This is a genomic window from Streptomyces sp. NPDC012888 (assembly GCF_042900645.1).
In the GTDB taxonomy this organism is placed as follows: Bacteria; Actinomycetota; Actinomycetes; order Streptomycetales; family Streptomycetaceae; genus Streptomyces.
Genome location: NZ_JBIBBM010000003.1, coordinates 539,924 through 551,913 on the forward strand (window position 1 = coordinate 539,924; position 11,990 = coordinate 551,913).

12 protein-coding genes are annotated in these 11,990 nt (G+C 71.8%); 5 read left to right on the forward strand and 7 right to left on the reverse strand.

Going from position 1 to position 11,990, the window contains the following annotated elements; translation table 11 throughout:
- Positions 1-1,095: 1,095 nt before the first annotated feature.
- Positions 1,096-2,085 carry a hypothetical protein gene (locus tag ACFY61_RS07315; protein WP_389468068.1) on the reverse strand — a complete coding sequence of 330 codons (990 nt, stop codon included), beginning with the start codon at positions 2,083-2,085 and terminating at the stop codon, positions 1,096-1,098.
- Positions 2,086-2,755: 670 nt separating this feature from the next.
- Here ACFY61_RS07315 and ACFY61_RS07320 point away from each other — a divergent pair.
- The 4 genes from ACFY61_RS07320 to ACFY61_RS07335 all read left to right on the forward strand — a co-directional run bounded on the left by ACFY61_RS07320 (position 2,756) and on the right by ACFY61_RS07335 (position 4,909).
- Positions 2,756-3,391: a PASTA domain-containing protein gene (locus tag ACFY61_RS07320; RefSeq protein ID WP_389468071.1), complete on the forward strand. Its 636-nt coding sequence runs from the start codon at positions 2,756-2,758 to the stop codon at positions 3,389-3,391.
- Between the two features lie 206 nt (positions 3,392-3,597).
- Positions 3,598-4,008 carry a DUF6578 domain-containing protein gene (locus tag ACFY61_RS07325; protein ID WP_389468074.1) on the forward strand — a complete coding sequence of 137 codons (411 nt, stop codon included), beginning with the start codon at positions 3,598-3,600 and terminating at the stop codon, positions 4,006-4,008.
- Positions 4,009-4,083: 75 nt separating this feature from the next.
- On the forward strand, positions 4,084-4,674 hold the full coding sequence (locus ACFY61_RS07330; RefSeq protein WP_389468076.1) for a hypothetical protein: 591 nt from the start codon (positions 4,084-4,086) through the stop codon (positions 4,672-4,674).
- 7 nt (positions 4,675-4,681) lie between these two features.
- A complete protein-coding gene (locus ACFY61_RS07335) occupies positions 4,682-4,909 on the forward strand; it encodes a DUF2277 domain-containing protein (RefSeq protein WP_389468079.1) in 228 nt (75 codons plus the stop codon).
- A 3-nt stretch (positions 4,910-4,912) separates the two neighbouring features.
- Here the strand turns inward: ACFY61_RS07335 and ACFY61_RS07340 are convergent, their stop codons facing one another.
- From ACFY61_RS07340 to ACFY61_RS07355, 4 genes are all read right to left on the reverse strand, one after another.
- Positions 4,913-5,404 carry a hypothetical protein gene (locus ACFY61_RS07340; RefSeq protein ID WP_389468081.1) on the reverse strand — a complete coding sequence of 164 codons (492 nt, stop codon included), beginning with the start codon at positions 5,402-5,404 and terminating at the stop codon, positions 4,913-4,915.
- 123 nt (positions 5,405-5,527) lie between these two features.
- Positions 5,528-6,157, reverse strand: a complete 630-nt coding sequence (locus tag ACFY61_RS07345; protein WP_389468083.1) for a DedA family protein — start codon at positions 6,155-6,157, stop codon at positions 5,528-5,530.
- Between the two features lie 155 nt (positions 6,158-6,312).
- The gene (locus ACFY61_RS07350) at positions 6,313-7,971 is read right to left on the reverse strand and encodes an alkaline phosphatase D family protein (RefSeq protein ID WP_389468086.1); all 1,659 of its coding nucleotides are present in this window, start codon (positions 7,969-7,971) and stop codon (positions 6,313-6,315) included.
- A gap of 145 nt (positions 7,972-8,116) precedes the next feature.
- Positions 8,117-8,767, reverse strand: a complete 651-nt coding sequence (locus tag ACFY61_RS07355) for an HNH endonuclease family protein (protein ID WP_389468088.1) — start codon at positions 8,765-8,767, stop codon at positions 8,117-8,119.
- 461 nt (positions 8,768-9,228) lie between these two features.
- Between ACFY61_RS07355 and ACFY61_RS07360 the strand changes: the two genes are divergently transcribed.
- Entirely contained in the window at positions 9,229-9,810 is a 582-nt protein-coding gene (locus tag ACFY61_RS07360) for a TMEM165/GDT1 family protein (protein WP_389468090.1), read from the forward strand.
- A 159-nt stretch (positions 9,811-9,969) separates the two neighbouring features.
- On the opposite strand, the gene ACFY61_RS07365 is transcribed toward ACFY61_RS07360, so the two are convergent.
- Positions 9,970-10,689 (reverse strand): HAD-IA family hydrolase, encoded by a 720-nt coding sequence (locus ACFY61_RS07365; protein WP_389468092.1) that lies wholly within the window; start codon positions 10,687-10,689, stop codon positions 9,970-9,972.
- Positions 10,690-10,848: 159 nt separating this feature from the next.
- Entirely contained in the window at positions 10,849-11,919 is a 1,071-nt protein-coding gene (locus tag ACFY61_RS07370) for a peptidoglycan-binding protein (protein WP_389468094.1), read from the reverse strand.
- Positions 11,920-11,990: the final 71 nt, after the last annotated feature.

The window sequence follows — 11,990 nt, forward strand, 5'->3', positions numbered from 1 at the left end:
ACATCCGTTTTTGACATCAACGGGAGCGGATCGGGAGCGGAGCTCGCCGCCTGAGCAGCCGGTCCATGTGCTTGATCGCTTCGCGCTGGGTGTCTTGGACGACGTGGGCGTAGACGTTCATCGTGTGTCCGAGCAGATGTCCGAGGTCTACGCGGTCCGCCTCCTGGACGCCCTGGCGACACAGGCCCCCACGTCCGCAGCCACGACGGCCGTCACCTCATCACGTCATGACCCGCGAGGACGCAATCCGCCTGGTCCAGCTACTCATGGACGGCTGCACCGCGGGCGAGGCCGAGGGAACAAGATCGTCCAAGCCCTGGAACTGGGCCTGTGATGCCCGCACATCAGTGACTACGTCTTCTACCCAGGTCCCGGGCAGGATCCTTCCGCCGAGCAGGTCGTCGAACGAGCCATGTCCTACCGCCCGATCGCTCTCTGATTCCGAAGCGATGCGGTAAGAGTTTCCCTACTTCATCAAGGCACCCGCCGCGCACGGCGCGGCGCGCGCGGCCCGTCGCCCGGGCCTGCGCTCCTGTCTCCGCCCCGCTCCAGCCCGGCCGCCGGCCGCACGCCTGACAGCTCGGGTCTGATGGTGGAACTCCCCACGGAGCCTGAATCCGCCCAACCCCGCGGTTGCACCCCGGCCCGGCCCCGAGCCGCCAAGCCGAGCAAACCCAGCCCACCGCCCGCCGCCATCCAGTCTGAGCCCCATCCAGCCAGGCCTGCCCGACCGCACGCGGGGCTGCACCAGCTTGACGGGACCGCAGACTCACCCCGGCAACGGTCAGAACGATGCCTCCGGCGGGGGCGCTCAGGCTCCGGGATGACGGGGGCCGGCAGTGCGGGTGCGGGCCGGTGGGTGGTGAAGGTGGGGTGAGCTGTCATCCCGTCTGCCGTCGACCCAGGCAAGCCATAGCAGACCAGGCTCCTGGGGCCCAGGTCGTTCGTCCAGCAGGGCGCTCACCTGGGCCCCAGGAGCCTGCCCTGCTATCACTTCGTGTGGGTCGACGGCAGACGGGATGACAGCGGCTGGCCCGCGACACCCTCGGCCCGCGCAATGCCGGTCGGCATCGAACGCTGCTGCATACGCACCAGTCAGGATCGCGTCAGAGCTCTGCCACGTGGGATCGCTCGGTACACCGCGAACGGAATCACGGAGAAGCCAGGGTATTGAGGGAGGTCAATGAATCCCATCCCGCCCAAGCTCTTCATGAACCCGTTGAGTGCATCAGCGAAACGCGCCCTATTCACAGTTCCGTCAGGGTTGTTGAAGTCGAATTCCGGGAAGCCCGTGTCCTTAGGGCCATAGCTTCCTACGCTGCCGACTAGCGTCCACTCCTGCTTCTCTGTTCCATAACGCGCGAACAGGACGTCTGCCTCACTGTCGAGGTATTGCCGCCCCTCCTGTAGGCGGGACCCGATCAGTACGTCTCTGGAGTCGACAGGAGAAAGATTGAGGTGGAGGCCCGGCGCGAATAGACCTCTTGCCATGCGGATCATCGACCGAAGTATGTCGCTGTCGACCCCGCCCATCGAATGAAAGTCCGTGATCGCATCCTCTAGTTGAGGGGCGGCGTGTGCGGAAGTCTGGGAGCGCTGTTGTCGCTGTTGCCCTGCCTTGCCCTTGGGTCCTGGCCTGCCAGCGCTTGAAGCTGGCAGGGCGCCCATTCCTTGCAGGCCTCCGGCAACAGAGGCGAAGGCAGCGAAGGCGCTGGCGGCATACCTGGTGTCAAACAAGGATCCCATTGCAGTGATCCGAACCAGCGACCCCGGAGGCGCGATCTCTCGAATTTTCCCAGAGTTCCACTGCGGCGCATCTGACACCTCGGTGGAGATGTCTCGAATCAGGGACTCTGATTCCAGTGCGTCTTCAAGCATGGGAAACAATGCATCCCCCATTGATTTCTGGGTATATCGCTCCATCCCCGTCACTTGGAGGTGCTGCGCGACGCTCCTCGGCCCTACTGTATTCTTTCTTTCTTCGCGACTGGTCTCGCGCTCCTCCTCTGCTACGCCGCCGTCTAGTTGTGCAAGCATGGCGCGGACCTTGTCGGTATCAACGTATAGAAACTCGCGCAGAATCACGGGGCCTCCACAGGGCGGCGGGAGGCCTAGGGTATTCCCCCGTGCGGGCTGAGCATAGGCTTCTTACCAACTGGCAATCCGTGCCACGGTCATGGCGAATAGCGTCCAGGATCGTTCACGGGTCGGTCGCCTCGTAGTGTGTTCCCCTACCCGGGCATTGGGTGTAGCCACACGGCGGCGGTAGTGGTGGCGTAGTCGTCAAGTTTCGTACCCCGGGCTGCTTGGACGACATACAAGGGTGACATCAACGGCCTCGCACAGGAGCGGCGTCCGGCGAACCGCATCAGGCGCGGCGCCCGTGGGCCGCGGCTCCTCGGTCGGGCCTGGATCGAGCTTCAAAGCAGATGTCGGCGGTTCGAAACCGTCCGCGCCCACCAGCACGAAGGCCCCCAACCGATCACGGTTGGGGGCCTTCGTCGTCTGCATCCGACCTCATCGGGGACGGTCAGGCCGGCCAGCGGATCGACCTTCGGTGACGCGCATCCGGCGGTCCTGCCACAGCGCCGACGGGAGTGGAGAGCCGCCGTCGTCGTGCTCTCCGCTCTGTGCGAGGCACACTCGGCCCTCCGGCAGGCCTGGACGCACGGCCCCGCCGTCGTGCGGGGATCCCTCACGTCACAGACCAGTCACAACGCCTACACGCCGCGTATACGGCAGCAATCATGGCGCGATGCGTACACACCACACCGCGACCATCGTCACTGCGGCCGCCGCCCTCGCCCTCACCGCCTGCAACCCGCAGACCGCCGACACGGGGAAGCCCGCAGCCCCCAGCGCGTCGGTCCCGGCCGCCTCGTCCTCGAAGTCCGGTGCCGTGCCCGCCGCGGAATCCGCGACGGTCCCCAACTTCGTCGGCAAGGGGCTTCAGGTCGCCCAAGACGAAGCGCAGGCCGCTGGCTTCCATGCTCTCAAGTCGCATGACGGGCTCGGCCGCGACCGGCTCCAAGCCCTCGACCGGAACTGGAAGGTGTGCAGCCAGACCCCTGCCGCCGGCGCGAGCGTTGCCACGAGTACCACTATCGACTTGGGCGCGGTCAAGCTCGAAGAGACCTGTCCCGCCGCCGACGCTCCCGCCCCGAAGCCCGCAGGCGACACCATGCCGAACTTCGTCGGGCAGGGCATGAAGGCCGTCCGCGGGGCCCTTCCCGCCAACGCGAGCATCACCGTGAAGGACGCGGTGCAGAGCCGCATGGTGCTCCAGGAATCCAACTGGAAGGTGTGCAGCCAGGACCCCAAGCCCGGGACGGCGCTCGCCGGCCAGCCTGTGGCCTTCACGGTTGCCAAGGCGGAGGAGACCTGCCCCTGATGCTGACCCGCGGCTGACCATGCGCCGAGGCCATGGCCGCAAGGGGACCTCCCGCCGCACCGGCGCCTGGCCGTTGGGCGACCGTGCAGGGCGGGCGCGGACCGGACGGGCCGGCTGGTGTCCGAGGCACTGGAGCGCACCTTCGCCGTCTGCCGGGACTGCGCGGCGCGAGAGGGCGCGGGGGCGCTCGGCGCACAATGGGCTTCGTGGCGGTGACGGTTTGGGTCGATGACTGGCAGATGCAGTGCTGCGGAGGGAATTTCGCGGTGGGCGAGGTCGTGTCGTGGAACCTGATGCCGGTCGATCCGGCGGATTACGCGGATGTCGTGGGTGGGGCGCGGGCCTCGGAGATCGACTTCCGCGAGGACCATCACCTGGAGGCGGAGGACGGGGTGACCACCGCGTTGCAGGTGCTGGAGATCTCTGAAGTGCACTGCCGGTACGAGGTGCCGGCGGGCAGTGCCGGCAACGTGTACCACCCGGTGCCGGGTACGGCCGTGTTGGTTCCGGTCGTGGAGGCGGACGGGTGGGCGGAGGCACGGCCGGCGGTTCGGTTCACGGGTTATCTGGTGACTGCCCGGCACGCCGGTCGCCGTGGGCGGGTGGAGCGGGAGTAGCGGCCGTTCCCGGGCTCATCTGCCGGTTTGGGGTGGGGCGTTGTGCGGGTGGGGTGGGGGTGGGATGGTCGGGGGATGGGTGAGGGGATCGCGGGGTGGTTCGGGCGGGGGTTCGACCGGAGGCGGGCGGCCGAGCGGGAGAGGCTCCTCGCTCAGGTGCGGGCCGTGGACGGGCAGACCGGGGACGGGGGGAAGTACGCCGACACGAGCGCGGGCGGGCGGCGGGGCGCGGTGGGGCGGCTGGGGGACCGGCGGGACGACTTCACGCCCGTGCTGGTGGAGTACTACGCGTACGGGCTGACGCAGGCGCGGAGCAGTTTCGTGGTGAGTCAGCTCTTCGCCGCGTTCGGGGCGGGGATCCTGCTGCTGGGGATCGGGCTTGCCGTGTGGCGGGCCGAGACCAGCGGGGACATGTACCTGGGGATCGTCACCAGTTCGGTGGGGGTGGTGGTGACGCTGATCGGGCAGCTGTTCCACCGGCGGGCGGATCTCGCGCTGCGGCACATGACCGAGCAGACCGCCGCGCTGCGGGACGACCGGCGGGCGGCCGAGACCACCCAGCAGGCCGTGCAGCTGCTGGACGACGTCGCCGATCCCGTGCTGCGGGCGCGGCTCCAGGCGGGGCTGATCATGAAGCTGTCCGGGGCGGCGCTGCCCGAGGCATAGTGGGGGTATGTGCCGGAGCATCAAGACCCTGCGTCCGCCCGCCCTCCCCGAGAAGGCCACGGAGGAGGACATCCGCGCCGCCGCGTTGCAGTACGTGCGGAAGGTGTCCGGGTTCCACCGGCCCGCCGCGCACAACCAGGAGGTGTTCGACGCCGCGGTGGACGCGGTCGCCGAGGCCACCCGGGTGCTGCTCGACGGGCTGAAGGTACGGGGGAGCAACAGCGTCGCGGTGTGACCCTCAGTGGCCGCCCGCCGTGCGGCGGCGCAGGACCCAGATGCCGGCGCCGAGGGCCCCGGCGGCCAGTGCGCCGCCCAGGGCGATCTGGCCCGGGCTGACGCCGCCGATGCTGCCGCCGGTGCCGCCGCGGGCCGCGCCGGGGGTGACTTCCAGCGACACCGTCACGCGCTGGCCGCCGGGGCCGCCGCACTCGAAGGTGACCGGATGGACGCCGGTCCGTGCGTCCCGGTGCACCGTGGCCGCGCCGAACAGGCTGGTCGCCTCCAGGTTGCCGGGGGTGAGCGCGACCTCCGGGAAGGCGGTGGAGAAGGCCCTGCCGGTCTTGGTGCCGCAGCCCTGGACGTTGAGGGCCACCCGGCCGCCGGGGGCCACGCTGCCGGGGGAGACGCTCGCCGTGGGTGCGGCGGAGACGGCGGGGGACGCGGTGACGGCGAAGGCCGCGGCCGTGACCACGATCAGGCGGCGGCGGTGACGGCGGTGCGTGGCGGGCATGGCGGCACTCCTCTGACTCCCGGGGGCGTGCTGTGGACGCTAGGAGCAGGGAGCCCGGGCGGCGATCGGAGCCGGGTGAACGGGTGAGGATGCTGGGCCGGCCGGGGGAGACCGGGCTCCGAGCTAGGGGGTCGCCGGGGTGGCCTGCGGGCGGCGCACCAGGAACGCGGCCAGGGCGCCGGCGGCGAACAGCGCGACCACCGACACGGCGGTGCCCAGCCAGGTCGCGCCGAGCCACTGGGTGCCGAAGTAGCCCAGCGCCACGCTGTAGCCGGCCCAGGTCAGGCCTGCCAGGGCCGACCAGGGCAGGAACTCCTTGACCTCGCGGTGCGTCTTGCCCGCGCCCAGGGACACCACCGACCGGCCGGCCGGTGCGAACCGGGCGATCACCACGAGCGCACCGCCGCCCCGGGCCAGCGCCGTGCCCAGGCGTTCCTGTGCCCGGGTCAGCCGCCGCGACCGGGCGATGGCCCGGTCCAGCCGTTCCCCGCCCCGGCGGGCAAGCCGGTAGGCCGCCAGGTCGCCCAGTACGGACGCCGTGGTGGCGATCACCATCAGCAGCAGGATGTCCGGCACCTGCTCGGGTACGGGGGTGTGCGAACCGGCGGCCCCCGCCGCGGCGGCGGCGGCCGCCGCGGTGATGACCAGCACTCCGCTGGGCAGCACCGGGAGGAAGACGTCGAGCACCACGGACAGGGCCACCAGGCCGTAGATCCACGGGCTCGTGGTCAGCGACCCCACAGTCTCAAACAAAGCGGGACTCCCCAGTCCGGTTGACGATGCCTCGGCAGTGAAGCGCCGCGACGTCGCGGGGAGCGGCATGGGCGGCTGACAGCCACACAGCGTACGCGTGGCGTGCGCAACGCGTACCCTCGGGGGCGCTCGCGTGTCAGATCGCCGGCCCGTGCTCATCCCCCTTCGGTCAGGTCCCGGTCCAGCACCGTCACCAGGCGTGTGTCCTTCCCCTTCCCCCGCGCCTGGTCGAGCCGCAGCCGGGCGTTCCGCCCGGACAGCGCGAGGGTCATCAGCTGGTTGGCGAACCAGGGCCCTCCGGTGCGCCGCCAGCTGACGGGCGGCCGGCCCGTGCGCCCGTGCCGCGCCAGCAGGCGGCCCAGCCGCCGGCCGGCCCCCGACCAGCCGAACCGGAACCCGATCCGGACCGCCGTGTGGATCGAGTTGTGCACCGGCGAGCAGGTCAGCTGGAACACCCGGGCCGTGGTGGGTATGAGCGGCTCCGCCACGTAGGCGTGGTGCACGTCGCCGGAGAGCACGCACACCGTGGCCGGTGCCCGCGGCCCGGTCGCCACCTCCTCGATCAGATCGGTCAGCGCGGTGAACGAGGCCGGGAAGGCCGCCCAGTGCTCCAGGTCACTGCGGCGCCGGAGGTCCTCACCGATCCGGGCCCAGCGCTCTCCCCGCTCGCCCCGGCACAGCGCGGCGTTCCAGGCCTCCGCGTCGTGTATCAGGGGCGGCATCAGCCAGGGCAGCGAGGAGCCTATGAGCAGGTGGTCGTAGTCCCCGTGCCCGTCGAGCGCGTTGTCGCGCAGCCACTGCTGCTCGGCCGGGTCGAGCATGGCCCGCGCCTGTTCGTCGAGCACCCGGGCCGCCCGGGTGTCGACCATCAGCAGCCGGGTCCGGCCGAAGTCCCGGCGGTAGCTCCAGCGCGCCGAGCCGGGGTCGGCGTCGGCCGCGGCCGCGAAGGCCCGCAGGGCGTCGGTGCCGTCCGGGGTGTCGCGGACCGCCGAGTAGAGCGCGTCCGCCGCCAGTTCGGCGGGGGACAGGTTGCCCAGGTGCTGGTGCACCCAGTACGACATCAGCCCGCTGAGCACCCGCTCCCGCCACCAGGGCGTGGCCCGCATCTCCGCCAGCCAGGCGGCGCTGGTGTTCCAGTCGTCGATGACGTCGTGGTCGTCGAAGATGTGGAGGCTGGGCACGGTGGACAGCAGCCAGCGGATCTCCGGGTCGAGCCAGGACTCGTAGTACAGCCGGGTGTACTCCTCGTAGTCCGCGACCTGGGCGCCCGGCGGCTCGCTCAGGTCCCGCCGGGCGGCGAGCCACTGCCGGGTCTGCTCCGTCGGTTTGTCCGCGTACACCTGGTCGCCGAGCAGCAGCAGGAGGTCGGGGCGCTCCGCCGCTGGTTCGGCGGCCAGCCGCGCGGCGAGGGTGTCCAGGGCGTCCGGGCCGTGCGGTCCGTGTTCGCCGGCCGGCGGGGCGGCATGCCGGCAGGAACCGAAGCCGACCCGCAGGGCGGGCGCGGCGCGACCCGGTCCGAGGACCGCGGGCGTGCTGATGGTGCTCGCGGGGAACCGGCTGTCGGGCAGCGGCCAGACCCGGGTCCCGTCGAGCAGCACCTCGTAGGCGGTGGTGCCGCCCGGGGTGAGGCCGGTCACCGGCACCAGGGCGTAGTGGTGACCGGCTATCTGGAAGGTGCGCGCGGTCCCGCCGGCGCCGTCCGCGCAGCGCACTTCCGCGGTGCACGGGCGGTCGGCCTCGACCCAGATGGTCGCGGTCTCTCCCGTGTCCCAGTCGACGTACCTCAGCAGCGGTCCCAGACGCAGGCCGGCCATGTAACTCCCCCTCTTTCACGACCCCTTGGATCCCCGGATCCTCGAATCAAGGTACGTGGTGCGGGGGAGGCCCGGTTCCCCCCGTGCGGGGGAGACGGCTCCCCCGCACGGGGGAATCCGTGCGGGGTGGCCGCGGAAGTCCGGGTCAGCAGCCGTTGAGCGTGCTCACCAGTGCGTTCTTCTCGTCGGTGTCCATGCTCAGGCCCCAGTGCTGCTTGACGTGCACCCACATCCGAGCGTACGTGCAGCGGTAGGCGGTGCGGGAGGGCATCCAGTCGGAGGGGTCGAGGTCGCCCTTCGCCTGGTTGACGTTGTCGGTGACGGCTATCAGCTGGGGGCGGGTGAGGTCGTTGGCGAACTGCTGGCGCTGGGTGGTGGTCCACGAGTTGGCCCCGGAGCGCCAGGCCTCGGACAGCGCGACCACGTGGTCGATGTCGAGGTCTGAGGCCTGGGTCCAGGTGGCGCCGTCGTACTCGGAGTACCAGCTGCCGCTGACGGAGGCGCAGGAGGAGTCGGTGACCACGTTCACGCCGTCCCGCTTGAGGACGGTCTCGCGGGTGTTGCAGGTGCCGGAGACGGTGCTCCAGTGGGGGAACAGGTCGCGGCTGTAACCGCTGGAGGAACCTTCCGCCCGGGGCGTGACGGTGGCCAGGTAGGCGCGGGCCGAGGCGGCGCTGATCGGGGTGGGAGGGGCGGCGTGGGCGGCGGGGGCGGTGACGAGCCCGGTGACGACGAGGGCGCCGACTGAGGCGAGCATGCCAATGCGACGCGCGTAGAGCCTGGCGGAGAACGACATGAGAAAGCTCCCTGTGTGCGGGGGGTGTGCGGCTTCCGGCCCCGGAGGGGCCCGGCCATGCTGGCGGCGCTGGGTGTCACAAGGATGGGCGCCGGATGACAGCCTGGCGACATGCGCACGTCACAATCAAGGCGCCCAACGACCTCTGCTCAAGCGGAAATTGAGATTCCGGCGGGATGTGCGCGGACGTACCGTGACGAGCATCGCATTTCGGGCTGCCCCGGAGGTCGCGTACCCTGTACGGAGCAGAAGGGGAGTAGCTCTTCGCCGGACCGTCGACATACTGCTGGGTCATCCCAGCCGGCGCCCGGAGGCGGACCGCCGTGACCGGCGGGACGCCAGCGAGACCTTCGGCCGCAGAGTCCTTGTACGCACAGGGCGCTGTCGAGCCGAAGCGACCCCTGAAACGCCAGGTCTCTCGGTGCGGCGGCATCCTGCCCGACCGATAGAGGTTCCATTCCGTGATCAGCGTCAGCATCATGGCGATCGCGTTCGGCGTCGTCTTCCTCGCCGAGCTCCCCGACAAGACGGCACTCGCCGGACTGATGCTCGGCACCCGCTACCGCGCCTCCTACGTCTTCGCAGGGGTCGCCGCAGCCTTCGCCGTGCACGTCGCCCTCGCCATCGCCGCGGGCAGCGTGCTCACCCTGCTCCCGCACCGTCTCGTCCAGGCGGTCGTGGGCGTCCTCTTCCTCGCCGGAGCCGCGATGCTGCTGCTGAAGAAGGACGACGGGGAGGAGGAGATCAAGGCGCCCGCCGACCAGTCCTTCTGGAAGGTCTCGGGGGCCGGCTTCATGCTCATCCTGGTCGCCGAGTTCGGTGACCTCACGCAGATCATGACCGCCAACCTCGCCGCCCGCTACGACGACCCCGTCTCGGTGGGTCTCGGCGCGGTGCTCGCCCTCTGGGCGGTCGCCGGCATCGGCATCCTGGGCGGCCGGACCCTGATGAAGTACGTGCCGCTGCGGCTGATCACCCGCATCGCCGCCGCGGTCATGGCCGCGCTCGCGGTGTTCTCGCTGTACGAGGCGATCGCCGGCTAGCCCCCGCCGCGGTGGGGCGGCGGCCTGCCCCCCCCGGCCGTGGTCCGGCAGCGGCGCGGCCGCGGCTCCCGGCCCGGTCCGGCAACGGCGCGGGGCCCGTCCGGGTTCGCACAGCACCCGGACGGGCCCGCCGACAAGTCCCGTCGTTGCCCCTGCCGGTCAGGCGGTCGCGGAGGCCACGGGGGTCGCGGGGGTCGCGGGGGTCGCGTGCACCGTGAGTCGGATCGAGCCGTCCGCGGCGGGCTCGACCCGGACCGAGCGCAGGTCCGGCACGTGAACGGTCGGTCCGTACGCCCCGGCGCGGGGCCCGACCCCGACCACCCGCATGCCGGCGGCGCGGCCCGCGGCTATGCCCGCGCCCGAGTCCTCGAACACGATGCACTCGGCGGGGTCCACGCCCAGCTCGGCGGCGCCCTTCAGGAAGCCCTCGGGGTGCGGCTTGCTCGCGCCGACGCATTCGGCCGTCACCCGCACCTCGGGCATCGGCAGCGCGGAGGCCGCCATCCGGGCCGCGGCCAGGGCCGCGTCGGCCGAGGTGACCAGTGCGTGCGGCAGGCCGTCGAGCGCCGCCATGAACTCGGGCGCGCCCTCCACGGGGACCACGCCCTCGGTGTCCGCGGTCTCGCGGGCGAGCATCTCGGCGTTGTCGGCGTGGTTGAGCTCCATCGGACGCTCCGGCAGCAGGATCGCCATCGTCGCGTAGCCCTGGCGGCCGTGGACCACCTTCATGGCCTCGTGCGGATCCAGCCCGTGCGCCACGGCCCAGTCCCGCCAGCAGCGCTCCACCACGGCGTCCGAGTTGACGATCGTCCCGTCCATGTCCAGGAGCAGGGCCCTGGCGGTGAGGACGACGGGCTCGGGGGTGGTGCTGGCCGGCATCGGCGGGACTCCAGACGGGCGGGGAAAGAACAAGAGCGGTTCCGTCCACCGGTCAGGGGGTGTGGACGGAACCACTTTGTTTCTCCACGATACAAAACATGGGCGGTCTGCGCCACCGGCGCCTGCCCGCGGCCGTCTCCAGCCGTCCCCGGAGCGGTCTCAGCCGCCGTCCGCAACGGCCTCCGTCAGGGCGCGACGGGTCTCCGGGCCGAAGACGCCGCGGGCGTCGGAGGTGATCCCCTCCTCGGCCTGGAACCTGGCCACCGCGTCCTCGGTGTGCTTGCCGTACCGCCCGTCGACCCGCCCGTTCCAGAGCAGGCCGAGGTACTGGAGGTCGCGCTGGAGCTGCTCGACGTCCGGGCCGGTGTCACCGCGCCGCAGTACCCCTGTCTGGGAGCTGGACGGGGGCCGGCCCGACGGGCCGGAGCCCGCCGGGGGCGAGCCGTCCCGCCCGGGCCGGCTCGGCGAAGGATCCGCCGGACCGGACACGCCGCGGGTCGCCGCCGCGGAAGCGGAGGCGGAAACGGACCCGGACCCGGAAGCGGCAGCTTTCGGGGAGACCGCGGGCGAAGGCCGCCCGCCGTCCGTCCCGTCCGAGGACGCGGTGGGTCCGACGGGTGCGACGCTCACCGCGGGGGCGGAGAGGGTGGGGTCGGGAAGGGCGGTGTCCGAGCGCCCGTCGCCGTCCGGCAGGCCGATGACGAGGGCCGCCGTGGCGCCGATGACGACCACGGCGGCCGCACCGGCGAGCAGCGGCAGCCGGTTGCCGCCGGCCGGGCGGGCCCGCCGTGACTTCCGGTTCCCGCCGTCCGGCGCCGCGCCCAGCCGAACCGCCATCGGCATGCCGTACGCGGGGGTGTCCGCCCCGCCGTGCGCGCCCGGCGCGTCGGGACCCGGGCCGGAGGGGCGGGAGTAGGGGGCGGGCGTGACCTGTCCGTCCGCGACCGGGCCGGGGGCGAAGGGGCCGGGTGCGAAGGGGTCGGCCGGGAAGGGGTCGGCCGGGAAGGGCGCGGGTGGAACCTGGCCGGGTGGGGTCGGGGGCAGGGGCTCGGTGGCGGGGTCCTGCCACGGCATGCCCGCCGGGGGCGGCGGAGCGGCCGCCGGGCGGGTGACGTACGGGCGTATGCGCAGCGGGTCGTAGCCGGTGCCCCGCGCGCACGCGCAGGCCGTGCCCGCGGTGCCGTTCGCCGCGCGGGCGGCACCGCAATCAGGACAGCGCTCTGCGCTCACGTGAACCCCTCCCAGGAAGATGCCAGCGATTATGCAGACCCCGCGCATCCCGCCGGCACGGCCCGGTCCTC

What these genes read in the sequence shown, in the direction of transcription:
- ACFY61_RS07320 (WP_389468071.1), top strand. Translation starts at nt 2,756, where the DNA reads ATGCGTACACACCACACCGCGACCATCGTCACTGCGGCCGCCGCCCTC.
- ACFY61_RS07330 (WP_389468076.1), top strand. Translation starts at nt 4,084, where the DNA reads ATGGGTGAGGGGATCGCGGGGTGGTTCGGGCGGGGGTTCGACCGGAGG.
- ACFY61_RS07335 (WP_389468079.1), top strand. Translation starts at nt 4,682, where the DNA reads ATGTGCCGGAGCATCAAGACCCTGCGTCCGCCCGCCCTCCCCGAGAAG.
- ACFY61_RS07340 (WP_389468081.1), bottom strand. Translation starts at nt 5,404, where the DNA reads ATGCCCGCCACGCACCGCCGTCACCGCCGCCGCCTGATCGTGGTCACG.
- ACFY61_RS07350 (WP_389468086.1), bottom strand. Translation starts at nt 7,971, where the DNA reads ATGGCCGGCCTGCGTCTGGGACCGCTGCTGAGGTACGTCGACTGGGAC.
- ACFY61_RS07355 (WP_389468088.1), bottom strand. Translation starts at nt 8,767, where the DNA reads ATGTCGTTCTCCGCCAGGCTCTACGCGCGTCGCATTGGCATGCTCGCC.
- ACFY61_RS07365 (WP_389468092.1), bottom strand. Translation starts at nt 10,689, where the DNA reads ATGCCGGCCAGCACCACCCCCGAGCCCGTCGTCCTCACCGCCAGGGCC.